The sequence below is a fragment of the Nonomuraea sp. NPDC050783 genome, assembly GCF_040802095.1.
Classification (GTDB): Bacteria; Actinomycetota; Actinomycetes; order Streptosporangiales; family Streptosporangiaceae; genus Nonomuraea.
The window spans coordinates 150923-174752 of sequence record NZ_JBFAHK010000004.1; the positions used below are offsets into that span (position 1 = coordinate 150923).

Annotated in this window: 17 protein-coding genes and 1 pseudogene; 4 read left to right on the forward strand and 14 right to left on the reverse strand. The window is 73.9% G+C overall.

What is annotated here, in order from left to right; all coding sequences use genetic code 11:
• Positions 1 to 44: 44 nt before the first annotated feature.
• Positions 45 to 1943 (forward strand): annotated as a pseudogene (locus AB0H75_RS12145) (wax ester/triacylglycerol synthase domain-containing protein); the annotation flags it as partial.
• A 12-nt stretch (positions 1944 to 1955) separates the two neighbouring features.
• On the opposite strand, the gene AB0H75_RS12150 reads toward AB0H75_RS12145, so the two are convergent.
• Entirely contained in the window at positions 1956 to 2486 is a 531-nt protein-coding gene (locus AB0H75_RS12150) for a TetR/AcrR family transcriptional regulator (protein ID WP_367794664.1), read from the reverse strand.
• A gap of 101 nt (positions 2487 to 2587) precedes the next feature.
• On the reverse strand, positions 2588 to 3580 hold the full coding sequence (locus AB0H75_RS12155) for an alpha/beta hydrolase (protein WP_367794667.1): 993 nt from the start codon (positions 3578 to 3580) through the stop codon (positions 2588 to 2590).
• A 36-nt stretch (positions 3581 to 3616) separates the two neighbouring features.
• Between AB0H75_RS12155 and AB0H75_RS12160 the strand changes: the two genes are divergently transcribed.
• A complete protein-coding gene (locus AB0H75_RS12160; protein WP_367794670.1) occupies positions 3617 to 4552 on the forward strand; it encodes an aldo/keto reductase in 936 nt (311 codons plus the stop codon).
• Positions 4553 to 5011: 459 nt separating this feature from the next.
• On the opposite strand, the gene AB0H75_RS12165 is transcribed toward AB0H75_RS12160, so the two are convergent.
• Complete coding sequence (locus AB0H75_RS12165) at positions 5012 to 6025, reverse strand: polyprenyl synthetase family protein (RefSeq protein ID WP_367794673.1); 1014 nt, start codon at positions 6023 to 6025, stop codon at positions 5012 to 5014.
• Positions 6026 to 6390: 365 nt separating this feature from the next.
• On the opposite strand from AB0H75_RS12165, the gene AB0H75_RS12170 reads away from it, so the two are divergent.
• Positions 6391 to 6978 (forward strand): ATP/GTP-binding protein, encoded by a 588-nt coding sequence (locus AB0H75_RS12170; protein ID WP_367794676.1) that lies wholly within the window; start codon positions 6391 to 6393, stop codon positions 6976 to 6978.
• A 152-nt stretch (positions 6979 to 7130) separates the two neighbouring features.
• Here the strand turns inward: AB0H75_RS12170 and AB0H75_RS12175 are convergent, their stop codons facing one another.
• The 7 genes from AB0H75_RS12175 to AB0H75_RS12205 all read right to left on the reverse strand — a co-directional run bounded on the left by AB0H75_RS12175 (position 7131) and on the right by AB0H75_RS12205 (position 16969).
• Positions 7131 to 7874, reverse strand: a complete 744-nt coding sequence (locus AB0H75_RS12175) for a TioE family transcriptional regulator (RefSeq protein ID WP_367794679.1) — start codon at positions 7872 to 7874, stop codon at positions 7131 to 7133.
• A 71-nt stretch (positions 7875 to 7945) separates the two neighbouring features.
• Positions 7946 to 9862, reverse strand: coding sequence for a hypothetical protein (locus tag AB0H75_RS12180; RefSeq protein WP_367794682.1), 1917 nt, complete (start codon positions 9860 to 9862; stop codon positions 7946 to 7948).
• Positions 9856 to 12387: an alpha-mannosidase gene (locus tag AB0H75_RS12185; protein WP_367794685.1), complete on the reverse strand. Its 2532-nt coding sequence runs from the start codon at positions 12385 to 12387 to the stop codon at positions 9856 to 9858. Before AB0H75_RS12185 ends, AB0H75_RS12180 begins: the two co-directional genes overlap by 7 nt.
• Before the next feature lie 11 nt (positions 12388 to 12398).
• Positions 12399 to 12995 carry an SIS domain-containing protein gene (locus tag AB0H75_RS12190; RefSeq protein ID WP_367794688.1) on the reverse strand — a complete coding sequence of 199 codons (597 nt, stop codon included), beginning with the start codon at positions 12993 to 12995 and terminating at the stop codon, positions 12399 to 12401.
• Positions 12992 to 13975 (reverse strand): ROK family protein, encoded by a 984-nt coding sequence (locus AB0H75_RS12195; protein ID WP_367794691.1) that lies wholly within the window; start codon positions 13973 to 13975, stop codon positions 12992 to 12994. The genes AB0H75_RS12190 and AB0H75_RS12195 overlap by 4 nt, the downstream gene beginning before the upstream one ends.
• 109 nt (positions 13976 to 14084) lie before the next feature.
• A complete protein-coding gene (locus AB0H75_RS12200) occupies positions 14085 to 15125 on the reverse strand; it encodes a LacI family DNA-binding transcriptional regulator (protein WP_367794694.1) in 1041 nt (346 codons plus the stop codon).
• Positions 15122 to 16969 (reverse strand): MBL fold metallo-hydrolase, encoded by a 1848-nt coding sequence (locus AB0H75_RS12205; protein WP_367794697.1) that lies wholly within the window; start codon positions 16967 to 16969, stop codon positions 15122 to 15124. Before AB0H75_RS12205 ends, AB0H75_RS12200 begins: the two co-directional genes overlap by 4 nt.
• Before the next feature lie 32 nt (positions 16970 to 17001).
• On the opposite strand from AB0H75_RS12205, the gene AB0H75_RS12210 reads away from it, so the two are divergent.
• The gene (locus AB0H75_RS12210) at positions 17002 to 18669 is read left to right on the forward strand and encodes a beta-N-acetylglucosaminidase domain-containing protein (RefSeq protein ID WP_367794700.1); all 1668 of its coding nucleotides are present in this window, start codon (positions 17002 to 17004) and stop codon (positions 18667 to 18669) included.
• A 177-nt stretch (positions 18670 to 18846) separates the two neighbouring features.
• Here the strand turns inward: AB0H75_RS12210 and AB0H75_RS12215 are convergent, their stop codons facing one another.
• The 4 genes from AB0H75_RS12215 to AB0H75_RS12230 are packed head-to-tail and all read right to left on the reverse strand — an operon-like array spanning position 18847 to position 23829.
• Entirely contained in the window at positions 18847 to 20349 is a 1503-nt protein-coding gene (locus AB0H75_RS12215) for an FAD-dependent oxidoreductase (RefSeq protein WP_367794703.1), read from the reverse strand.
• Positions 20346 to 22076: a hypothetical protein gene (locus tag AB0H75_RS12220; RefSeq protein WP_367794706.1), complete on the reverse strand. Its 1731-nt coding sequence runs from the start codon at positions 22074 to 22076 to the stop codon at positions 20346 to 20348. The genes AB0H75_RS12215 and AB0H75_RS12220 overlap by 4 nt, the downstream gene beginning before the upstream one ends.
• Positions 22073 to 22900 carry a carbohydrate ABC transporter permease gene (locus tag AB0H75_RS12225; protein ID WP_367794709.1) on the reverse strand — a complete coding sequence of 276 codons (828 nt, stop codon included), beginning with the start codon at positions 22898 to 22900 and terminating at the stop codon, positions 22073 to 22075. Before AB0H75_RS12225 ends, AB0H75_RS12220 begins: the two co-directional genes overlap by 4 nt.
• Positions 22897 to 23829, reverse strand: coding sequence for a carbohydrate ABC transporter permease (locus AB0H75_RS12230; RefSeq protein WP_367794712.1), 933 nt, complete (start codon positions 23827 to 23829; stop codon positions 22897 to 22899). The genes AB0H75_RS12225 and AB0H75_RS12230 overlap by 4 nt, the downstream gene beginning before the upstream one ends.
• Position 23830: the final 1 nt, after the last annotated feature.

Sequence of the window (23830 nt, forward strand, 5' to 3'; positions counted from 1 at the left end):
CCCCCTCGTGTGACGCTTCCCGCAGGACGGAAAAGGGAGAGCAGATGCGCCAGCTCACCGCGCTCGACGCCCAGTTCCTCAATGTCGAGACCGCGAGCACCGCCGCGCACGTGGCCGGGCTGGCGATCCTGGACTCGGGAGAGGGCTCGGTCAACCGGGCCGCGCTGGCCGAGCTCCTGCTCGACCGGGTGCACCTCTCCCCCGCTCTGAGCCTTCGCCTGGTCGAGGTCCCCCTGGGGCTCGACCACCCCTATTGGGGGCACGATCCCGAGTTCGACATCGACAATCACCTGTTCGAGGTGACGCTGCCCCAGCCCGGCAGCGACTGGCAACTCGCCGAGGCGGTGGCCGAGCTCCACGCCCGCCGCCTGGACCGGTCGCACCCGCTGTGGGAGATGCACCTCATCCACGGCCTGACCGGGGGGCGGGTGGCCGTGTACACGAAGGTGCACCACGCCGCCATCGACGGCGTCTCCGGCGCCGAAACCCTGGCCACCCTCCTCGACCTCACCCCCGACGCCCACCTGACCCGCCCCCACCATCACCCCTCCCAACCCTCACCGCCCCCTAGGACTGTGGACGCGACCACAGACAGGACCCCAGACGGGGCCACAGACAGGACCCCAGACGGGACCGCAGACAGGACCCCAGACAGGACCCCAGACAGGACCACGGACGGCACCGCAGACGGCACCGCAGACGGCACCGCAGACGGCACCCCGCCCGGGGTCGCGCCCGGCCTCACGCCAGGGGTCGTGCCCGGCACCACACCCAGGGCCGTGTCCGACCTCACGCCCGGGATCGCGCCCGACACCACACCCAGGGTCGCGCCCGACACCACGCCCGCGACTGTCCTCAGCACCACGCCCGGCACCACGCCGGGGGCCGTACCCGACAGCACACCCGGGGTCGCGCCCACCGCCACGCCCGGAGCCGTGGACGTGCGAGGGGTGTTTCAGGTGGACGAGGGGGTGGGTGGCGGGAGGGAGGCCCGGCCGGCGGGTCGTGCGCCGGCCGCCGAATCCGGCCCGGGCGGCGTCGAGCGTGGGGGCGGCGGGCCCGGGTTGGTCGGGATGCTGGCGGGGGCCGCCGTGCGGTCGGCCACGCAGCCGGTGCGGGCCGTGCGGTCCGTGGTCAGGATGGTCGGCGACCTGGACGCCATCCCGCTGGCGTCACGGCTGCCCGGCGCGCGGACGGTCGCGAGGGCCGCGCGGCTGGCGACCGGGAGGCGGCCGGACCCACCGGAGCTGCCGAGCCTGTCGGCTCCGCGCACGCCGTTCAACGGGCCGATCAGCGGGCGGCGGCACGTCTCGTTCGGCTCGCTGTCGCTCAAGGACGTCAAGAACGTCGCCAGGGCCGGCGGTCTCAGCGTCAACGACGTCGTCATGGCCCTGTGCACGTCGGCCCTGCGCGGCTGGCTGGCCGAGCGGGACGCGCTGCCGCGGGAGCCGCTGGTGGTCGCCGTTCCCGTCGCGGTCCGTACGCGCCGGGCCAGGGACGCGGCGGGCAACCAGATCTCCGCGATGGTCGTCCCCGTTCCCACGAACGTCAGCGACCCGCACGAGCGCCTGCGGAGGGTGGGCGCGACGATGAGGCAGGCCAAGCGGCGTTTCGCCGTGGCGCCGGCCACCTGGCTGCGGGAGCTGTGCACGCTGATGCCCGCCCCGGTGACGGCGCTGGCCACGCCGGCGGTCTTCCGGCTGGCGGGCCTGGCGTTCCCGCCGATCAACCTGATCATCAGCAACGTGCCCGGCCCGCAGTTCCCGCTGTACCTGTGCGGTGGCAGGGTCCTGTCGTACTACCCGATATCCGTTCTGACCGACATGAGCGGCGGGCTCACCATCACCTGCTTCTCCTACGACGGCATGCTCGACTTCGGCCTCGTCGCCTGCCCCGAGCGCGTGGACGACGTCTGGGGGCTGCTGCGGCATCTGCGCGAGGCGCTGGACGAGCTGCTAGACGAGCGAGTGGGCGATGAGTTCCGCGACGGCGTCGGGGTCGAGCTGGTGCCCGGTCAGCTGCCAGAGGTTCTCCTGGTAGAGCAGGACGGCGGCGAACATGGCCGCCGCGACCTCCAGCCGCGCCGCGTCGCCCCGCGCGCCGGGTAGCGCCAGCTCCAGCGCGAAGCGGGCACGGCGTACCAGCTCGCCGTTGAGGCGGCCGAGTCGTTCCTTGACCGAGCCGTGCGTGTCGGCCTCGCGGAACAGGATGCGCCGCATCGCCGGCGAGGCGCGCAGCGGCAGCGCGCGGGCGAGCCGGGCGAGCGTGCCCGCCGGGTCGCCGGGCACCGCGTCGATGTCGCGCCCCTCCTCGATGTGGGTGCGTTCGTTGACGAGGGCCACCAGTACGTCGATCTTGCGAGGGAAGTAGTCGGCGACCAGCCCTCTGGGGACTTTCGCGAATTTGGCGATGACAGCCGTCGGTGTGGCCTCGTAGCCGGAGCCCGCGAACAGCTCCTCCGCCGCGTCCAGGATGCGCGTGCGCATGTCACCCGTCACCACAGCACGAACCATAGCGCCGCCCCGGCCCGGTCGCCACGCCGGGGAGCGGGCGACCGGCGGGGTGGAGGCGGCCCGGCCGGGGCGGGTCAGCGGGCGCCGATGGCGGCGGTGAGCATGGGGTAGGCGCGGTGGAGCTCGCGCTGCCAGTACGTGTGGTTGTGGCCGCCACGGTAGAAATGGGTGCGTACCGGGATGTGAAGGTCGTGGAGGCGGCCGGCGAAGGAGCGGGCGGCGCGGTTGGCCAGGTCCTCCACCACGTCGCCCTCGCCGGCGGCCACGTACAGCTCGACGCCCTTCAGCTTTCCGGCCTGGTCGTAGGGGTTGTGCGCGCGCCAGATCGAGCGCTGGGCCTCCGGATCCCCCCAGATGCGCTTCCAGTCGGTGCCGAAGCAGCCCACCGCCGTGCCGGCCATCACCGCCTGCGGGACGCCGGGGCCGAGGATGTCCACCGCGCCGCTGAACGAGGCGGCCGCCTTGAAGGAGCCCTTGGCCGCGTACAGCATGGCGCCCTGGCCGCCCATCGAGTAGCCGGCGATCGCGCGGTTCGGGCCCGCCCGGTAACGGGATTCGAGGAGGGGGAGCAGCTCGCGCAGGTGGTAGGTCTCCCAGCGGGGCGGGCCGCCGTCGCCGCCGTTCCACCAGTCGGAGTAGCTGCCGCACTTGCCGCCGTCCGGCATCACGACCATGACGCCGGTGTCGCGGGTGAGCGCGGCGACGTCGGTCTTGGCCGTCCAGGAGGTGTGGTCGTCGAGCCCGCCGTGCAGCAGCCACAGCACCGGCCAGTCGCGGCGGGACTCCCAGCCGCGCGGGAGCAGCAGGCGGACCTTGGTGGTCTCGTCCCCGAGCGCGGGGGATCTGATGGTGAGCTCCATCCTGCGCTCGTCGAGCCGCCTCTCGTCGAGCACCTCGGCGGACGCGGTCGCGGACGGAGTCGCGGGCTCCGAGGTTCCGGTCGCGGAAGAGGTGGGTTCCGGGCCGGCCCGTTGCTCCCCGCGAGGCAGCAGCAGCGCCAGCCCCAGCAGGAACAAGCCGCCGGCGACCACCGCGCCGATCAGGCATCCACGTAATCGGGGCGCCATCGAGGCCTCCTTATTGGATGCGCGGATAATAGCGGGATGAGATCAATAGGCAACACGGATCTGTCCGTATTTCCCATAGCGCTGGGCACCAACGTCTTCGGCTGGACGGCCGACAAGGAGACCTCGCACGCCGTTCTGAACGCGTACGTCGAGGGTGGCGGCAACTTCATCGACACCGCTGACGTGTATCCCTCCTGGGCGACCGGCGACTCCACGTCCGAGACGATCATCGGCGAGTGGCTCGCCGAGCGCCGCATCCGCGACTCGATCGTCCTGGCCACCAAGGTCGGCATGCTGGAGGGGCTGCGCGGGCTGGCCCCGGCGACCATCCGCACGGCGGTGGAGGACTCGCTGCGGCGGCTGCGCACCGACTACATCGACCTCTACTGGGCGCACGTGGACGACCACGACACGCCGATGGTGGAGACGCTGGGCACGTTCGACGAGCTGGTGCGCGAGGGCAAGGTCCGGTACGTCGGCGCGTCCAACCACGGCGCCCAGCGGCTCGCGGAGGCGCTCAAGATCTCGGACAACGAGGGGTTCGTCCGGTACGTGGCGTTGCAGCAGGAGTACAACCTGGTGGAGCGCGGGTACGAGGGCGAGCTGCGGGACGTCGTGGCGGAGGCCGGGCTGGCAAGCACGCCGTACTTCGGGCTGGCGCGCGGGTTCCTGACCGGCAAGTACGCGCCGGGCACGACGGTGGACAGCCCGCGGGCCGGGCAGGCGTCGAAGTACCTGGCCACCGAGCACGGGCGGCGCGCCCTGGAGGCGGTGCTGCGGGTGGCGGGCGATCGCGGGGTGGAGCCCGCGTCGGTGGCACTGGCGTGGCTCGCCGCGCAGCCCACGGTCGCGGCTCCGATCTCCAGCGCGCGTGACGTCGGGCAACTGCGGGCGCTCATGACGGCGGCGGCACTGGAGTTGAGCGAGGAGGAGCTGTCCCTCCTGGACACCGCCTCCCGCCCCAGCGACTGACCCGGGCAACCGGCCCCGGCAACTGATCGAGGAAACCGACCCCGACGTCGATCCGGACGGCCAATGCGAGCGGCCGATCCCGGCGGCCAACGCGGCCGGCCAACGCGGCCGGCCGGCCCCGACCGCCAACGCGAGCGGCCAACGCGGCCGGCCGGTCCCGACCGTCAACGCGAGCGGCCCGTCCCGGCGGCCGATGCAGGCAGCCGATGCGGGCGACCGGTCCTGCGGCTGATCCAGTAAGCCGATCCCGGCGTCGAGCCAAGGGACCGATCCGGGCCACGCGTCCGGCCCTCGGGGAGGACGACTGCCCTGAGGGCCGGGGACGGGGCAGAGCGGGACCGGAGGTGGGGCCCGGAACTGGCGCCCGAGCCGAGGCCGGAGCCGGAGCTGGGGCCGAGCCCCGCGTCGGGTTCAGGGCGGGTACGCGCGGTCCTGAATGGGTGGGCGGGCGGATGGGTGTCAGTGGGTGCGGTGGGTCAGGGATTTGCACAGGGTGCGTAGTTCCGTCGCTCCCGGGAGGTGGGTGTCCAGGGTGTGGAGGGCCGCCGAGAGGTGGCGTTCGGCCAGGGCGTGGGCGGCGGCGCGGCCGCCGGCTTCCTCGACCAGCCGCGCCGCCGTCCGGACCGTCTCCTCGTCCGCCAGGCCCGCCGACAGGACGGCGGACAGCTCGCGCCCGGCCGCACCGTCCCCGGCGAGGGCGCACAGGACGGGGAGCGTCTTCTTCTCGCGCCGCAGATCGTTGTGCACGGGTTTCCCGGTGACGGCGGGGTCGCCCCAGATGCCGAGCACGTCGTCGGCGATCTGGAAGGCCACTCCCAGGTCGCGTCCCATCCGCCGCATCGACTCCCCCAGCTCCGGCGGCGCTCCGCCGAGCGTGACGCCGAGCGCGGCCGCCGCGCCCAGCAGGCTTCCGGTCTTGCCCGCCGCCATCTCGGTGTACTCGCCGATGGTGACCGCGTGCGGCCCGTGCCAGGGACGGTTCTCGAAGGCCATGTCGGCGCTCTGCCCGTGGACGAGGTCGGTGAGGGCCGCCGACAGCAGCGGCATCGCCGTCGGGGTGGCGGCGAGCTGGGCGACCGCCAGGGCGAGGAGGGCGTCGCCGGTCAGCAGGGCGGGCCCCACACCGTACGCCTTCCACAGGGTCTCGCGGTGCCGGCGCCGTTCGTCGTGGTCGATGATGTCGTCGTGCGCCAGCGAGAAGGCGTGCACCAGCTCCACCGCCACGGCCCCCGGCACGGCGGCCCCGGCGTCGGCGCCTACGGCCTCGGCGGCGAGCAGGGCGAGGGCCGGGCGCACGCCCTTGCCGCCGTCCCCGGCCCGCGGGCGGCCGTCGGCGTCCGACCAGCCCAGGGCGAAGCCGGCCATCCGCGCGTTCCACGGGTGCAGGCCGGCGATCGCCTCGCGGAGGGCGGGTTCGAGCAGGCGGCGGCAGCGTTCCACGGCTCCGCCGTCCGGTGGCCGGCTGAGACTCACTCGACGTTCCTCCCCCGCTGCGATCTTGATCCGCATGCAGGCGCATGCGATGATCCGTTCCGCGTCCGCCGTTCGTCAGGAAAGGTCGGCAACAGGAGTGCCGACCATTTGGTTGATCGATACACTTTCCCCGTGTGACAATACGCGAAATATGGTAAACGGCGCGTAGCTGACCTTATGGCTACATGCCGCCATAAAGCTGCATACAGTACGGGCTGCAGCGCGCCGACGGCGAGCACCCCCGTCGGCCGTGGCCTCCGGGCCGCCGAGCCTGGCCGAGGGCGTCTCCGGTCACGTCGCCCCTGCTCAGGAACCACGATCCGAGGTGGACATGCGTCACGTGAAGGTGCACAGGGCGGTGCTCGATGATCTTCGCTCACTCTGAGCGCTCGCGCCTGCCGACGGCGCTCAAGATCCTCGTCGCCGGAGGCTTCGGCGCGGGCAAGACGACGATGGTCGGCGCGGTCTCCGAGACCCGGACGCTGCGCACCGAGGAGATCCTCACCGACCGCGGCATCGGCGTGGACGACCCCACCCAGGTCGAGGCCAAGCGCACCACCACCGTGGCCATGGACTTCGGCCGGATCACCCTGAGCAACGACTACGTCCTGTACCTGTTCGGCACGCCCGGGCAGGAGCGGTTCTGGTTCGTCTGGGACGAGCTGGCGGAGGGCGCGCTGGGGGCCGTCGTCCTGGCGGACACCCGCCGGCTGGCCGACTGCTTCCCGTCCGTGGACTACTTCGAGCGGCGCGGCACGCCGTTCGTGGTGGCGGTCAACTGCTTCGACGGGGCGCCGAGGTACGAGCTGGACGACGTACGCGTGGCGCTGCAGCTCGATCCGTCGATCCCCATCCTGCTGTGCGACGCCCGCAAGCGGGAGTCGAGCAGGGAGGTCCTGATCACCCTGGTCGGGCACTCGGCCCGGATGCGCGCGGAGCCGGTCGGCGGCTGATCCCTTGGCGCAGGCCCAGCCCCCTGGTGCCGGCTGGGCCCGGCGGACGTGCGGTCCTGGCTCTGACTCTGGCTCTGGCCTGGCCCTGGCCCTGGCTCTGGCCCTGGCCGGGCCCTGACCCTGGCCCTGGCTCTGGCCCTCGGGCCGGGGGGTCAGGCGGGCGTGGCCAGGTACGCCTCCAGCTCGGCGGCGGCCGCGAGCATCGCGCGGCCCCGGGCCGTCAGGCGGTCGCGCCAGCCGTTCATGGTGGCGGCCAGGGGCTCCACGCCGCCGGCGGCGCGTACCTGCTCGATGAGCGGAGCGATCTGCTCCAGCAGATAGCCGCCGCGCCTGAGCTGATGGGTGAGCCGGGCGTCGCGCACGTCGGCGGCGGTGTAGACGCGATAGCCGGTACGCGGGTCGCGGCGCGGGCGGACCAGCCCGGCCCGCTCCCACTTGCGCAGCGTGGCGGGCCGGAGCCCGAGCCGCCGCGCCAGCGGCCCGATGAACGCGCCCCCGTCCGCGCCGCCGTAGCCGTCCCCGGGAGCGCTGGAGCCGTCGGGCGGCGGGCTCAGGTCGGTGAGGGCCCGTTCCACCGCCTCCAGCGTCCGGCGGTCGTCCAGGAGCTGGGCGTGGCTCTCGTCGATGAGCCGCAGCGCGTCCTCGACCGCGCCCGCGTTCACCGACCGCATGATCGCCGTCGCGGTCGGATGGCCGTGGGCGGGCACCAGTGCGAGGAACGTCCGCAGCGCCTGCGCGTGGCGCGGCGTGTACGCCCGGTACCCGGCCGGCGTGCGGCCCGCGGGCGGCAGGATGCCCGCCTCCTCGTAGTTCCGTACCGCCTGGGTGGACAGGCCGTGCGGGCGGGCCAGGTCCACCGGACGCAGCCGCTCGCCGTGTTGAAGGTCGTTCCTCATGGATGGCGGTTTCTCCGGGCAGAAGTCTCAACAGAAGCCGCAAGGATATCGTTGACCACCGAGGGCCGCGCCTAGGCCGGTTGCGCGTCCCCGCTCAGCTTCCGCCCGCCCGGCTCGCGCTCAAGGAGGGCCCGCGGGCGGGCGTCCCGCGACGCGGCCAGCACCTGCTCGCAGGCCAGCAGCAGCACCCCGGCGCTCCAGGCGTGCGACAGCGTCAGGTACATGCCCTTCGGCTGGAAGCAGTCGGTCTGGTAGTAGCGCTCGGTGATCATGCCCCGGTAGCCGTTGACGTCGCCGTCGGCGGCCGGCAGGAGCTGGCGGAAGCACGCCAGGGACTCCCGCGCCCGCTCGGCGTAGTAGGGGTCGCCGAGCGCCCGCGACAGCTCGATCAGCTCGGCGGTGCAGACCAGCCCGTACGCGTGCACGTGCTGGTTGGACGGCGACGCCTGGTCGGCGCCGCGGGTGGCGAAGCCGTACGCGCCGAGCGGGGTGCGCGGCCCGAAGCGCACGTTGTAGGTGTAGCGGAAGGTGAGCGTCCAGTCGGCGGCGCGGCGGGCCAGGTCGAGCCAGCGCCGCTCGCCGGTGCGGCGGTGCAGCGCCAGGTAGGCGAGCACGGCGGCGTAGCCGTCCTCGGAGGTGGGGGCCAGATCGACGTCCTCGGGCGCGCCGTGGATGAACTCCTCGCGTACGAAGCGGGTGTAGTACTCCCCCGCCCGGACAGCGGCCGCCAGGTAGCGCTCCGGCCCGGCTTCGGCCAGGGCGGCCACCCAGGTCAGGCCGGACGCGCCGGACCAGGACAGGACCTCGCCGGTGACGGCGTGGTGCAGCGCGCCGAGGTTGCCGTCGGGACGCTGGCGGGCGGTCACCGCGTCGAGGTTGGAGCGGGCGGCGGCCGCCCACTCGGGGTCGGGACGCAGCCGCAGCGCCCGCAGCAGGAAGAGGGTGGCCTCGCCGAGCGTGCGGGCGTGCAGCGCGTCCTTGACCGGGGTCCAGCTCTGGGCCCAGCCCGCGTGCCGGTACCAGGTGCCCCAGAACGTGCCGGACGGCGACAGGTTGGCGCAGACGAAGCCGATCACCCGCTCGGCGGCGGCCACGTGCTCGGCCCGCCCGGTGCGCAGCCCGTGCTCCAGCAGCGCCGCCGCCCACGGGATGCCGCTCACCCAGCCGACGTGCATGGCCTGCCGGTCCACCCGCTCGCCGTTGGTGCCGCTGACCTCGCGGTCGAAGCCGACGGTCTCCAGCAGCACGCCGGGGTCGGGGTCGTAGTGCCAGCGGTAGAGCCCGTCGGCGGCGATGTCGGCCGCCGACTCGACGCTCTCCCAGGGGCGGACGGGCGCGCCGGGCAGCCGCAGCTCGCGGTCCTCGCGCAGCAGCGGCGCGTACGCGTGCCGGTCGGCGGGCAACCCGCAGGTGGCCGCCGTCAGGACGCGGGTCTCGCCCGGCTGCCAGACGTGCTCGGCGGCCCGGGCGGGCAGCGGCGGCGCCGACCCGTAGTAGGTCACCGGGTACTCTCGGTACGGGAAGAGCAGCGCGATCGTGGCCCGTTCCCCGTCGTGCTCGAACGCCAGCCCGGTCGGCCCCAGCGGCGACTCCTCGTCGGCCAGCAGCGCGGCCCCGCCGTCGTCCCCCCACGCCAGCACGGCGGGCGTGGCCGCCCGGTCCGCGCGGAACCCCCACCGGGCCGAGACCATCTCCTCCGGCCGGTCGGCGCCCGCCTCGAAGCGGGGGAAGATCCGCTCGCAGGCGGCGGGCCGGTTCTCGCCGTAGAACAGGCCGGGGATCAGCCACCACGGGTCGGCGGCGGGCAGCGACCTGCTGACCCGGACGGTGCCGACCGCGGGCACCGGGCCGTCGTGGCGGACGGTGAGCCGCAGCTCGCGCCGCCCGGTGGGCAGCGGCCGGCCCCACCGCCCCTCGACGGTGAACGGCCCCTCCCCCAGCACCTCGACGGCCACCTCGCCGCCGCCGGGGTCGCGGAAGGTCACCATGCTTCCACCGTGAACGCCCCCTTGCGGGTGGTCAGCTCGACCAGGTCGCTCTCCGTCGCCGCGAACGGGTCGTCCAGCGGGATGCGGAAGGTCCGGATCTGGCTCGGCCCGAAGTCGGCGGTCAGCCGGATCCCGGCGAGCGGCACGTCCAGGGTGGCCACGGCGGGGCGGCCGGTGGTCTCGACGGCCCGCACGACGAGGTCGCCAGGGGTGTCCTCGTGCAGCTTGACCGCGGTCACCATGACCTGGCCGCCGCCGTCGTCGAGGTAGCCGAGCGCGGCGGGCAGCGGCCCGTCGTGGAAGCTCTCCAGCATGGCCCGCACCGGCGAGCCGAGCAGCGCGGCCCGCCGCGCGGGACCGGCCGCCCGCCAGTCGCCGGCGTGCGGCACCAGCAGGTACGTGAACCGCTGCGCCCCCTGGTCCTGATAGGAGTAGACGCCTTCGGGGTCGAGCAGGCGGGGGTCGTGCCAGGCGTGGACGGGGCTGCGCACGGCGGTGATGCCGATGCTGGGGCTGCGTCCCGGCGACCGCGGGGCGACGTCGTAGCCGTGCTTGGCGTTGTTGATCACGATCAGCCCGGCGCCGGTGCCCGACAGGTCCACCCACGACTGCGCCGGCTCCTCGGCGCCGTCGAGCGGCCGGCCGAGGTGCCCGAACGGGATCTCGTACGTGGCCCGCGGGCTCTCCAGCGCGACCGGGAAGCGCAGCTTCATCAGGTGGGCCCGCTCGCGCCAGTCGAGCGTCACCCGTACCTCGACCGCGTCGTCGTCGCCCGCGCCGAGGATGAACTCCTCGCTCATCGTGGAGCGGCCCCACTCCCGCTCGACGCGCACGCGGGCGCGCAGCGGGCCGGCCTCGCGCAGCGTGATCGAGGTGACCCTCATGGCCTCGCCCGGCCAGTCGTAGGAGACCACCCGGTGGCCCCACGTGTCGGTGGGATCCTCGCAGATCACGGTGTGCTCGCCGGCCGCGCCGGCCACCAGGTCGACGCCGGTGCGCTTGTCGAGCAGGCTGCGCAGCCAGCCGGTGTCGGGGTCGAGCTCCAGGCTCAGGACGTCGTTCTCCAGGTGGCAGGGGGAGACCGCCAGGCCCGCCGCCGGCGCCGGGGCGCCCTGGCGCAGGCGGTAGAGGCGGTAGCCGAGCGGGGGCAGCTCGGCGCGGAACACGGTCGCGCCGCGGCCTCTGTCGTCGGTGGTGGCCACCGGCTGGCTGCGCTGGCAGAGCACGCCGGCGCCGTCGGCGTCCACGACGTGCACGCCGCCGGGGGCCAGGCCGTACTGCATCTCGACGCGGGTGGTGACCGGCCACGGGTGCGGATTGAAGACGACGACCGGCTGGGTGCCGTCCTCGTACGGGACGTCGATGTCGCGGGCGATGACGTTGTGGGCCCGGGTGATGATCCGCTTGGAGATCGCGACGGCCTCGCCGAGCTGGTCGCGGGCGTCGTCGTAGGCGGGCTCGACGGCCGAGCCGGGCAGCACGTCGTGGAACTGGTTGAACAGCACCTGCTTCCAGGCCCGTTCGAGGTCGGCGCGGGCGTCGTGCCCGGCGACGGCGGCCCAGCGCTCGGCCGACAGCACCGCCGCCTGCGCCCGCCGCTGCCACTGCTTGACGCCGGAGTGCGCGGAGTAGCAGCCGGCCGCGTGGTGCTGCAGGTCGTCCTTCCACACCGGCAGCTCGGCCAGGCCCTGCTCGCCGAGGCGCTTGGCGATCTCGTCGAAGTAGCGGCGCGGCGAGGACATCGTCAGCTCGCCGAAGGTGCCCATGCGGTCGTAGCGGTGGATGGACTCGATGTTGGCCCTGGTGGGGCCGCCGCCGTGGTTGCCGACGCCGTAGAAGACCATGAGGTCGCCGAGCGAGCGGTCGAGCTGGCCGAGCGCCTTCTCGGCCTGGCCGGCGACCTCGCCGGGCGGGCTGCAGTACTCGAACGGGATGCGGTAGGCCAGCACCCGGCTGCCGTCGGCGGCCTCCCACCAGAACAGCGTGCCGGGCAGCTCGCTCTCGTGCGGGCCGGGGCGCAGGAAGCAGTAGGAGTCCATGCCCTGGCCGCGCAGGATCGCCGGGAGCATGGCGTGGTGGCCGAACGGGTCGACGTTCATGCCGACGGTGGCGGTGACGCCGAACTTCTCCTTGAGGTAGCGCTGGCCGTACAGGCCCTGGCGGACGAACGACTCGCCGGAGGGCATGTTGCAGTCGGGCTCCACCCACCAGCCTCCGGTCATGACCCAGCGGCCCTCCGCGACCCGCTCGCGGATGCGGGCGAACAGCTCCGGGTCGGACTCCTCCACCCACGACAGGAGCACCACCTGGTCGCAGGTGAAGACGAAGTCGGGGTATTCGTCCATGCGGTGGACGGCCGACCAGAACGTGGCGCGGGCCTCCTGGTAGCCCTCCTGCCAGGGCCAGAGCCAGACCGGGTCGAGGTGCGCGTTGCCGATCATGTGGAGGGTGCGGTCGGGGGCGGCCGCCGGGCGGGGGGCTCTGGAGAGGTCGCCGGGCTGGGGGCCGGAGGGGGCGTTCGACATGGGGGCCCTGCTCACGCGGCCGCCCATGCGTCGACCTTCTCGCTGATCATGTGCAGCATCAGTGTGTGGATCTCCTGGATGCGCGGTGTTTCCGAGCTGGGGGCGAGGAGGAGGTGGTCGGCGTGCGCGGCGGCCTTTCCGCCGTCGCCTCCGCCGAACAGTAGCGTCACCGCGCCGTTGGCCCGGGCGGTTTCGAGGGCGGCGACCACGTTGGGTGAGTCGCCGCTGGTGGTGAAGGCGGCCACGGCGTCGCCGGGGCGGGCCAGGGCGCGCACCTGGCGGGCGAAGACGTCCTCGTAGGAGTAGTCGTTGGCGATGCAGGTCATGACGGTGGCGTCGGTGGTGAGCGTCACCGTGGGGAGGGGGCGGCGCTCGCGTTTGTAGCGGCCGATCAGCTCGCCGGTGAGGTGCTGGGCGTCGGCGGCGCTGCCGCCGTTGCCCAGGGTGTAGAGGGTGCCGCCGCGGGTGAAGGTCTCGATGAGCAGGTCGGCGGCGGCCTCGACGGCCGGCACCAGCGCCGCCATGGCCCGCGCGGCGGCCAGGTGCCCGGCCAGCGCGGCGGCCAGGTGCCCGGCGAGCGCGGCGGCCGGGGACGGGTCGGGTGTCATCGTGCGTTCCCCCCGGTGAGCAGGTCGTGGGCGACGGCGCCGGCGCCGACCACGCAGACGCCCGCGCCGAGCCGGGACAGCTCGACGCGAACGGCGCGGGCCGCCGGCGGCATGGCGTCACGGGCGACGGCGGCGGCGACGGGCTCCAGCAGCCGCTCTCCCGAGCGGGTGACGCCGCCGCCCAGGACCACCAGCTCGGGCTCGAAGGCGTTGACCAGGTCGGTGAGCGCGCTGCCCAGCGCCCAGGTGGCCTCGTCCCAGATCTCCGTGGCGAGCGGGTCGCCGGCCGCCGCCGCGAGGGACACCTCCTCGGCGGTGAGCCGCCCGGCGGCCGCCAGCGCCGAGGGCCGGCCGGCGGCCAGCGCCTCGCGGGCGCGCTCGGCGATGGCCGTCCCCGAGGCGTACGCCTCCAGGCAGCCGAGCCGCCCGCAGGAGCAGCGGCGCCCGCCCGGCCGCACCATGACGTGCCCGAGCTCGCCGCCGTTGCCGGCCGCGCCCCGGTGCAGGCGCCCGCCGACGATCGAGCCGCCGCCGACGCCGGTCGAGACGGTGAGGTAGAGCATCGTGCTGGTGCCGCGGCCCGCGCCGTAGCGGTGTTCGCCCAGCGCGGCGGCCGTGGCATCGTTCTCAAGCGCGGCCGGCACGCCGAACGCCTCGGCCGCCATCGTGCCCACCGGGACGCCGATCCAGCCGGGCAGGTGCGGCGGGCACTCCAGCACGCCGGTCGCCGCGTCGAGCGGGCCGCCGCACGAGATGCCGACGGCGGCCACCTCCTCGGGCAGCCCGGCCTCGGCCACCGCCTTCCTGCCCAGGTCGAACAGCCTGGTCAGGACCGCTTCCGGCCCCTCCTCCCTGCGGGTGGGGGCGAGCTGCCAGCCGTGGACCGCGCCGTCGCCGGTGACCACGCCCACGGCGAGCTTGGTGCCGCCGATGTCGAGCGCCAGGACCGGGGGGAGCCTTGGGGGACGTGTGTGCTGCATGGGGCCTCCGAGCGGGAACGAGCACCGCGTGCGTGCTGTGACATCGTTCCCACAGGGGATCCTAGGCCGCGCCTTCCCCGCGGGTCAACGCGCGCGAGGAAGGGAAAGGTCAGAGCGCGGGCGGGGGCGCGGTGGACTCGCGGGTCACCAGACGCACGTTGAGCACGGTCGTGACGGAGTCGGCCTCGGGCATCTCGATGCGCTCGTCCAGCCGGCGCACGGCGGCCGCCCCGAGGTTGAAGGTGTCCTGGGAGACGGCGGTGACCGTGGGCGAGACCATGCTCATCCAGGGCGCGTCGTCGAAGGCCACCAGGCTGATGTCGGCGGGCACCCGCAGCCCCAGCTCGCCGATGGCCCGCCAGACGCCCTCGGCCAGGACGTTGTTGGCGGCGAAGACGGCGGTCGGCCGGTCGGGGCCGCGCAGCATGTCGACCGCGCGCCGCCGGGAGTCGGCGACGTCCCAGCCGGAGGAGACCACCAGGCCGGGATCGACCTTGATGTCACCGGCCGACAGCGCCTCCAGGTAGCCCTGGTAGCGCTCGTAACCGGTGGTCCAGTCGGTCTCGTCGATGAACAGGGCGATCCTGCGGTGCCCCAGCCCGACCAGGTGGGCGGTGGCCGTGCGGGCGCCGACGCGGTTGCCGACCACCACGCCGTCGGTGGAGCCCGGCGCGAACTGCCGGTCGACCTCGACCACCGGGATGTGGTGCGAGGCGAGGTAGGTGGAGACGGCCGGGGAGTTGGGCGTGACGATGACGCCGGCCACGCGCAGCGCGACCAGCGCCTCGGCGGCCTCGCTCTCGGCCTCGGCCGACAGGCTCGTGTCGGCCAGCACCAGCGTGTAGCCGCGCTCGCGGGCCTCCCTGCTCGCCCCGGCGGCCAGCTCGGCGTAGAAGGGGTTGCGCAGGTCGCTGACCAGCACGCCGACCGAGCGGCTGACCTGCTGCTTGAGCGTGCGGGCCATCACGTCGGGGACGTATCCCAGCTCGGCGGCGGCCCGCAGCACGCGCTCGCGCACGTCGCTGGCCGCGTACCCGCGCCCGGTGAGCGCCCGGGAGACGGTGGAGCGCGAGACGCCGGCGGCCTCCGCGACGTCCTTGATGGTGGGCCGCCGGGAACGGCTGAGAGGGGTACGCCGCTCTATGGTCATCGATTCCCTTCCGCGACCACGTCGGCCAGCGCCTCGGCGTGCTGACCGAGACGCAGATCGCCGATGGTCAAGTCGACTGCGAGGCGAACGCGGCGTCGCGGCACGGCGTCGGCGCCGAGACGGAGATGCACCTGCTCCATACCCCCTTCGGGGATCCTTAGCGTCAACGGCCCTGGCTCGCGCTCCCAGCCAGGAGGGACGACGGGCTCGACGGTGGCGGTGACCTTCTCGGGGAAGGGGTTGCGCACGGTGGCGGTGAGCACCAGCTCGCCCCCCGCGGGGACGCTGGCATAGTACGGCGTCAGCCGGCACAACACGCCATCCGCCCCCAGATCGAGGCGTTCCAGCGGCAGCAGCTCGCGGTGCAGCTCGGCCAGCTCCTCGCCGCGCTCGGCGAGCATGCGCAGGTAGGCGTCGTCGACCCAGCGGGGCCGCCAGTGGCCGCTGACCATCAGGTCGGGGCGCAGCCGCCGGTAGAGGGCCGCGCTCCTGCGGTAGTCGTCGATCCTGAAGCGGTTCTTGTACTGGAAGTTGAGGATCTCCTGGCGCTCGCCGGGGATGCCCATGCCGTCCTGCTGGTCGCCGGTGACCAGGACCTTGTGGCCGTCGACGGTGAACTCGTAGGCCGCCGCGAACAGCGTGTGGCCCGGCAGGTCGTGCACCGTGATGTCGTACTCCCGCCAGCGCACGGTCCGCCCCAGCTCCAGCACGCGGTCGGCGGGGATGGGGTCGAACCACTGGCAGGGCAGGTCGTGGTGGCGCGGCGCGGCCAGGACGGGCGCGATGTGGGAAGGTACCCAGATCCGGGTGCCCTCGACGTCGCGCAGCAGCGGCATGCCGGCCACGTGGTCGTCGTGGTAGTGGGTGGGCACGGCGACCTCGATCTCGGTGACGCCGTAGCGCTCGCGCAGCGCGGGCAGCGAGGCCAGCCAGGGGCGGCGGGCGGCGCGGGAGGTATCGCCGACCAGGCCGGTGGACATGTCGTAGCCGAAGTCGAAGACCATCGCCGCGCCCGACTCCGACAGCAGCACGTAGCTGTAGGACTGGGCGCTGCGGTTCATCAGCAGGTGCGTGGTGACCTGGACGAACGGGTCGGCCAGCAGCCCCTTGACGTCCCACGGGTAGGGGCGGCGGAAGTCCACGTAACGCTGCATCGACCCGGAGAGCCGCTCCAGGGCGTCGCCGGGGTCGGTCATGGGCTCGCCGTGCGAGGGCAGCAGCACGTCGAGGTCCTCGCGGCGCAGCAGCTCGCAGCTCAGGACGACCATGGCCGGGCCCTCGTTCTCGGTGTAGGACCACTGGGTGGCGGCCAGCGACCACACCTTGCCGGGGGCGTAGATGAGGTCGCCGGTGAACGCCGTGCGGCCCACGACGTAGGTGACCGAGCCGGGGGTGTGCCCGGGGGTGGGCAGCACGCGCACCTCCACGCCGCCGTAGACGGCCGTGCGGTATTCGGGGACCACGCCGGCCACCGGCACCGGCTCCAGCAGGGAGAAACGGTCGTCGCGCAGGTCGTAGTCGTTGCCGAGCCGGCGCCCCTCCCACATCTCGTCGACCTTCTCGAACAGCTCCCGCTCGACCGGCGGCACGTGCACGGCGACGCCCGCGGCGGCCGCCCTGGCCAGGCCCTGCGCCTGGTCGCGGTGGTGGTGCGTCATCAGCACGTCGGTGAGGCGGTCGACGCCGATCTCGCCGAGGAGGTCGAGGACGCGCCCGGAGCCGAAGTCGATCGCGATCGCGGTGCGCTCCTCCCCCTCCCGCGCGGGGGCCGTCACGACGTAGACGTGGCAGGTGTCGGCCACGCGGAAGACACCGGGCACAACTTCGGCCACTTCCTCACTCACGAGGCTCTACTCTATCCGGTATCGTTCCCACAATGGATGTCCTCCAGTGGATCGTTCCCTGTCCCAAGAAGGCCGCCCTCGGGTCTTCGCACCTCGACCTGGGTGCCTGCCGGATCCACGGTGACGATGCCACCGGCACGGCGGTCGACGCGCTCACCTCCTCCCTCGCCCTCGCGGAGCCCTCCACCGACGCCCCGGACACCCGCGTGGAGGTCCGCGTGGAGGTCCGCGTGGACGCGGCGGCGGGCCTGCCGCCCGAGGGCTACACCCTGGTCGCCGGCGACGGCCGGGTGGCCGTCGTCGGGGCCGACGCGGCGGGCGCGTTCTACGGGGCGCAGACGCTGCTCGCGCTGGCCGCCGTCCCCTGCCCCGAGCACGCCAGGTGCGTGCCGGAGTGCGAGGTGCGCGACTGGCCCGACCTGCCGCTGCGGGGCACCATCGAGGGCTTCTACGGCACCCCGTGGAGCCACGCCGCCCGCCTCGACCACCTGCGCTTCTCGGCCCGCCACAAGCTCAACGCCTACGTGTACGCCCCCAAGGACGACCCCTTCCACCGCGAACGCTGGCGGGAGCCCTACCCTCCGGAGGAGCTGGCGCGGCTGGCGGAGCTGGTGGCCGAGGCGGGCCGGCAGCACGTGCGGCTGGTCTTCGCGCTGAGCCCCGGCCTGTCGATGGTCTGCAGCGACCCGGCCGAGCGGGCGGCGCTGCGGGCCAAGGCCGAGCAGGTGTGGGAGATCGGCGTGCGCGAGTTCGCGCTGCTGTTCGACGACATCCCGCCGGAGCTGCGGCACGAGGCCGACCGGGCGGCGTACGGCACGGAGGAGGGCGCGAGCGCGAGCGCCCACGCGGCCGTCTGCCGCGACTTCGCCACTGAGTTCCTGGCCAGGCACGGCGCCGAGCGCCCGCTGACCATGGTGCCCACCGACTACGCCGGCACCGCCCGCGGCGCCTACCGCGACCGGCTGGCCGCGGAGCTGCCGCCCGGCGTGCTCGTCTGGTGGACCGGCCCCGACATCGTGGTGGGCACGATCCCGGCCTACGACATGACGGCCGCCGCGGCCTCCTACGGCCACCGCCTGGCCCTGTGGGACAACTTCCCGGTCAACGACTTCGACTTCTCCCGGGTCTTCCTCGGCCCGCTGGTCGGGCGGGCGACCGACCTCGGCCACGCGCCGCTGGAGGGCGTCACCGCCAACCCGATGGTCCAGGCGACCGCCTCCCGGCTGGCGCTGACGACGGTGGCCGACTACGCCTGGCACCTGGCGGCCTACGACCCCGGGCGCTCGCACCGGGCGGCCGTCCGGCTGCTGCCGGGGGCGGCGGAGCTGCTGCCGCTGGTGGAGGCGTGCTCGGCCTGGCCGCCCGGCGCCGACCAGAGCCCCGCGCTGACCGCCCTGTGCGCCTCGGCCCTGCTGGGCGAGGGCGCCGGGCGGCTCAGGGCCGAGCTGGAGCGGCTGGCCGGGCTGCCGGTGGACGTGCCGGGCGCGTTCGCCGCCGAGCTGGCCCGCTGGGTGGCCGCCGCCCGGGACATGGGCGCCGCGGGTCTGGCGGCGCTCGACCTGCTGGCGGGGGGCGAGCCCGGGCCGGCGCGGCGGGCGCTGGAACGTGCCGAGGCGCACGAGGCCAACGTCCTGCGCGGGGTGATCCCGCCGTTCGTGCGCGCGGCCCTGGAGCGAGCGCCCGGGAGCGCCCCGGCCTGACGGCGGGCCGGCCCCTGCCGACCGGGCCGCGCTCCTGCACGGGGCCGCGCTCCCGCACCGGGCCGCGCCCCTGCACCGGGCCGCGCTCCCGCACCGGGCCGCGCTCCCGCACCGGGCCGGCCCCCTGCACCGGGTCGGCCCCCTGCACGGGGCCGGGCCGCCGGGGGCCGGCTGCCGTCAGAGGGACAGCACCTGGCCGGCGGCGGCCAGCTCCTCCTGGAGGGCGGCCACGTCCACGTCCTGCACGTCCGCGCCGGTGGCGGCCGCCCGGGCGGCGGCGAGCCCGGCGGCGTGGCCCAGCATCTGGTACTGGACCTCCATCCGGATCGACGAGAACGCCACGTGCGAGGCCGACACGCACACCGGCACCAGCAGGTTCGCGCACTCCTCGCGCCGCGGCACGATCGCCCGGTACGGGATCGGGTACGGCGGCACCCGTACCGACAGGTAGCCCTCGTTGACCACCATCGGCACCGGGTCCGGGTGCTCGTACACCCATCGCCAGGTGCGCTGCACCTCCCGGATGTCCAGGTGGTAGGAGCCCATGGCGACGGCGTCCGGCCACGGGCGGGCCCGGCGCAGGTCGTGCTCGGTGAGGTGCGCCTCCCCCAGCATGCGGCGCGCCTCGCGCACGTAGAGCTGGTGCGGCAGGTGCCCGGTGTCGGCGAACTCGTCGGCGGGCAGCCCCCACCGGCCCAGCTCGGCCCGCACGGGCGCGGGCACCTCGGGGTCGGTGGCGAGGAAGTACAGCAGGTCCTGGGCGTGGTGGAGGTGGTGCAGCCGGATGCGCTCGCGCTCGGCCGGGCCGGCCTCCGGGTAGGCCCAGGCGGAGCGGTCGAGCACGCTGAGCGAGAACGGGCCGAGCGAGTTGCCGTCGCACTTGCCGTTCGGCAGGTTGGGCTCCAGGCCGACGAGCCGCCCGGCGGGCACCTCGACGCCGCGCTCGCGCCAGTGCCGGAACAACCGCCGCCCCAGCTCCCAGTGCTCCTCGTCGTAGCCGGGCCGCCGCTCGAACGGGATCCGGCCGGGGGCGGTGGTCATGCAGACGCGGTAGCCGTAGGACATGACGCCGCCGTCGCCCGCGCCGACCTCGGCCATCGGGCCGTCGGCCACCTGCGGGAGCAGGTCGCCGCCGGCGCGGAACGGGGAGACCCACGACGGGAAGCCGTGCCTGCCGGGCATCACCTCGCGCCGGCCGGCGAAGGTCTCCCCGTGCAGCGCGCGGTCCTCCCTGCCGACCCGGTAGCCCACCCCGGCGGCGGCCATGAGGTCGCCCTCGTAGCCGGCGTCCACGAAGACCCCGGCGGTGTGGCCGGAGGCGGAGACGATCCGGCCGCCGGCGGTGACCACGTCGCGCAGCGGGGCGTCGAACACCACCTCCACCCCGGCGCGCTCCAGCCACTCCAGGAAGATCCGCTCGGCGACGTGCGGCTCGGGGCCGGCGTAGTGGCCGGGGGCGACGCCGTAGGCGCCGGCGACCGCCCGGCGGAACTCGGCGGCCATGCCGCCCAGCACGCGGGCGTCGCCGAGGTCGGTGTAGCCGAGCCCGCCGGAGGTCATGCCGCCGACGTGCCGGCCGGGCTCCAGCAGCACGGTGTCGAGGCCGCGGCGGGCGGCGGCGACGGCGGCGCAGACCCCGGCCGACGTGGCGCCGAGGACGACGACCTCCGCCTGCCTCAACGCCGCCACCAGGCGGCCACGCGGCGCAGGTCGTCGCCGGTGATCTCCTCCAGCGAGCCGTCCACGCGCTCGGCGTAGTAGAGGGCGGGCACGCCGAGCGCGGGCTGGGCCTCGGCGTAGGCGAGCCAGTCGGCGCGGCTCGGCATCGGCCACTGGTCGGTGTCGATCAGGTGCCGGGGCATGGCGTGCGTGGCCACGGCGTGCCGGTAGCGGAGCTGGTCGGCGGCCGGGACGCGGGCGCCGCGCGGGTCGTACTCCAGCACGTCGTTGAGCCGGATCATGTCGGTGACGTCGCCGAAGGCCGGGTGCGGGGTGTGGGTGATCATGAGGGCGTCGGGCTTGACGCGCTTGGCGGCCCCGTACATGGTGGCCAGCAGCTCGTGCAGCAGCGCCAGGCCCCACGTGGAGCCGTACGCCTTGAGGTGCGTGCCGCTGGGGAACCACTGCGTGAAGTCGATCTTGAAGCCGTCCGCGGCCAGGTCGCCGAGCAGCCGCTCCATGATCTCCCCGACGCGCCGCCGGTAGGCGGGGTTGGAGGGGTCGGCGGCCACGGGGCGGCCGGCCGCGTCCAGCACGCACTCCTCGGGCGGCAGCCCGTCGGCCGACCAGGCCCGCCACCACAGCAGCACCCGCTGGCCGCGCGCGTGCCGGCCGGCGATCCAGCCGCGCAGGTCGGGCCACTTGTCCGGGTCCGGACGCGGGTCGCCGTAGGCGAGCTGCCAGCGGTCGTCCACGACGACGGTGCCGGGCACGACGCCGTGCGCCTCCAGCCGGGCCAGCCACCCGTCGTAGAGGTCCTGGCGGGACAGCTCGACGGGCGAGCGGGCGCCGTTCGCGCGGGCGCACTGGGCGCCCCAGCCGCAGAAGATCGGCTCGCTCCACCAGGCGTGCCGCTCGCGGGCCGGCCCGGCGGGGGCGAGGCGGTGGGCGAGCAGGTCCTGGCGGTGCTGGGTGATGGCCTCCCAGGGCGAGCCGGCCAGCCACAGCACCACGGCCGGGGACGTCCACGAGCCGCGTACCTCGGTGTGGCACTCGTAGTCGAAGCGCAGCAGCGCGCCGCCGTCCACCGGCTCGTACGCCAGCTCGGTGAAGGTGAGCCCGGCGATCCCGGCCCGCACGGCCGCCGCCAGCCAGGTGCCCTCGGGCACGTCGGTGGGCCCGGCCGGCTCCTCCTTGGTGAAGGCCAGCACCAGCGGCGGCGGCGAGAAGACCGCGTGCAGCCGGCCCGGCGAGGCGTCGCCGATCACGGTCAGCGCGACGCCGGCCGACACCGGCCGGACGACCTGCACGGGGTGGGCGGGCGTGGGGCTGAAGACGCCGCGGGCGTGCAGGCCGCTGCGGAACGTTCCCGCGGCGCGCGAGTTGAGCACGGCCCGGCCGCCGAGCAGCGTCACGTCGGACAGCACGCCGTCGCCCTCGACCCGCACCTCGACGGCCAGGGTCTCGGGGGTGCAGGTGAGGCGGACGGTCTTGGCCTCCCACCCGGTGCTGCGCTGCGGGAAGTCGAAGACCACCTCGCCCTCGCGCTCGGCGAGCACGGGCGGCAGCGTCTCGTAGGTCTCGTCCCGCCCGGCGGCGGTGCCGACCGAGGACAGGAGGCTGAGCGTCGCCCAGCCCTCCAGCTCGGCGCTGGGGTCGGTACGCGAGACGGTCAGCCGGTAGTGGCCGGTGTCCAGGTAGTACGCCTGGTCGGTGGTGGTGACGCGCATGGTCTGGAGGACCCTCATCTGCCGCCGGTCGTGGCGATGCCCCTGACGAAGTGCTTCTGGCCGAGGAAGAACAGGATGATCATCGGGATCGTGGTGATCACGCTGGCCGTCATGACGATCTCCCAGTGCCACTCGCCGCCGAAGCCGAACTGGTCGAGCAGCGCCTTCAGGCCGCGCGGCACGGTGAAGGTGCCGGAGTCGCGCAGGTAGATCAGCGGCCGCATGAGGTCGGTCCAGGCGGCCTGGAACTCGAACAGCAGCGTCACCACGACGGCCGGCCTGCACAGCGGCAGCGCGATCCTGGTGAAGATCCGCCAGTTGTCGGCGCCGTCGATCTTGGCCGCCTCGAACGGCTCGCGCGGCAGGCCGAGGAAGAACTGCCGCAGCAGGAAGATGTAGAAGGCGCTGCCGAACAGGTTCTGCGCCCACAGCGGCGTCAGCGTGCCCACCATGCCGAGGTCGTTCCAGATGAGGAAGACCGGGATCATGGTGACCGCGCCCGGCAGCATCATCGTGGCCAGCACGATCCCGAACAGGAAGCCGCGGCCGGGGAAGCGGAAGTAGGCGAAGCCCCAGGCCACCATCGCGCTGGTGATCGTCACCGCCACCGCGGCCAGCACGGTGACCAGCAGCGTGTTGGCCATCCACAACGCCAGCGGCGCCTCCTGCCAGACCCTGAGGTAGTTGTCGAAGGTGAAGGTCTCGGGGATGAGCCGGTGGTCGAACACCTCGCTGCGCGGCTTGAACGACGCGCTGAGCAGCCAGATGAACGGGTAGACGAACAGGAGCGCGAAGCCGCTGAGCGCCGTCCACGTCGCGGCCAGCCTGATCCGCCGTCTCACGGCCGACCCCCTTCGTAGTGCACGAACCGCCTGGTGACGAGCATCTGCACGGCGGTGATCACCATGATCACGACGAACAGCAGCCAGGCCATGGCGGAGGCATACCCCATGTGCAGGAACTCGAAGGCCTGCTGGAACAGGTAGATCGCGTAGAACAGGGCGGCGTCGTTGCTGTAGGTGGTGTTGCCGGAGCCGAAGAAGGCGGTGTACGCCTCGGTGAACGACTGCAGCGCGTTGATGCTGTCCACGATGAACAGGAAGAACAACGTCGGGCTGATCATCGGGACGGTGATGCGCAGCGTGCGCCGCCACCAGCCGGCGCCGTCCACCAGCGCGGAGTCGTACAGCTCCTGCGGGACGGCGCGCAGCGCGGCCAGGATGATGACGATCGAGGAGCCGACCGTCCACAGGTTCATCAGGACCAGGCCCGGCTTGACCCAGTCGGGGTCGGTGGTCCAGGCGGGCCCGTCGATGCCGAAGATGCCGAGGAAGCCGTTGATGAGGCCGCTCTGGCCGTTGAACAACATCAGCAGCAGGATGCCGACGGCGACCGGCGGGGTCATCTTCGGCAGGAAGAACGCGGTGCGGAAGAACCCGGTCGCCCGGGTGGCGCCGTTGAGCAGCAGCGCCAGCCCGAGCGCGACCACGAGGTGGGTCGGCACCGACAGCACCAGGTAGACGAAGGTGTTGCGCAGGGCCAGCCCGACCTTGGGGTCCTGGAAGAGCTGCACGTAGTTGTCGAAGCCGACGAAGTTCGGGTCGTTGATGACGTCGTAGTCGGTGAGCGACAGGTACGCGCTGTTGATGACGGGCCACAGGGTGAAGATCAGGAACCCGAGGATCCAGGGGCTGATGAACAGCAGGGCGGCCCGGGTCTCGATCCACTGCATGGACCGCCGGCGCGGGACCTTGGCACGGGTGGGCGGCATG

Bases quoted from the DNA above. Each gene is read 5' to 3' on its own strand.
- AB0H75_RS12150 (WP_367794664.1), bottom strand. From the start codon at position 2,486: ATGCGCACGCGCATCCTGGACGCGGCGGAGGAGCTGTTCGCGGGCTCC.
- AB0H75_RS12185 (WP_367794685.1), bottom strand. From the start codon at position 12,387: ATGTCGAACGCCCCCTCCGGCCCCCAGCCCGGCGACCTCTCCAGAGCC.
- AB0H75_RS12190 (WP_367794688.1), bottom strand. From the start codon at position 12,995: ATGACACCCGACCCGTCCCCGGCCGCCGCGCTCGCCGGGCACCTGGCC.
- AB0H75_RS12230 (WP_367794712.1), bottom strand. From the start codon at position 23,829: ATGCCGCCCACCCGTGCCAAGGTCCCGCGCCGGCGGTCCATGCAGTGG.
- AB0H75_RS12195 (WP_367794691.1), bottom strand. From the start codon at position 13,975: ATGCAGCACACACGTCCCCCAAGGCTCCCCCCGGTCCTGGCGCTCGAC.
- AB0H75_RS12175 (WP_367794679.1), bottom strand. From the start codon at position 7,874: ATGAGGAACGACCTTCAACACGGCGAGCGGCTGCGTCCGGTGGACCTG.
- AB0H75_RS12210 (WP_367794700.1), top strand. From the start codon at position 17,002: ATGGATGTCCTCCAGTGGATCGTTCCCTGTCCCAAGAAGGCCGCCCTC.
- AB0H75_RS12160 (WP_367794670.1), top strand. From the start codon at position 3,617: ATGAGATCAATAGGCAACACGGATCTGTCCGTATTTCCCATAGCGCTG.
- AB0H75_RS12170 (WP_367794676.1), top strand. From the start codon at position 6,391: ATGATCTTCGCTCACTCTGAGCGCTCGCGCCTGCCGACGGCGCTCAAG.
- AB0H75_RS12220 (WP_367794706.1), bottom strand. From the start codon at position 22,076: ATGAGGGTCCTCCAGACCATGCGCGTCACCACCACCGACCAGGCGTAC.
- AB0H75_RS12200 (WP_367794694.1), bottom strand. From the start codon at position 15,125: ATGACCATAGAGCGGCGTACCCCTCTCAGCCGTTCCCGGCGGCCCACC.
- AB0H75_RS12155 (WP_367794667.1), bottom strand. From the start codon at position 3,580: ATGGCGCCCCGATTACGTGGATGCCTGATCGGCGCGGTGGTCGCCGGC.
- AB0H75_RS12180 (WP_367794682.1), bottom strand. From the start codon at position 9,862: ATGGTGACCTTCCGCGACCCCGGCGGCGGCGAGGTGGCCGTCGAGGTG.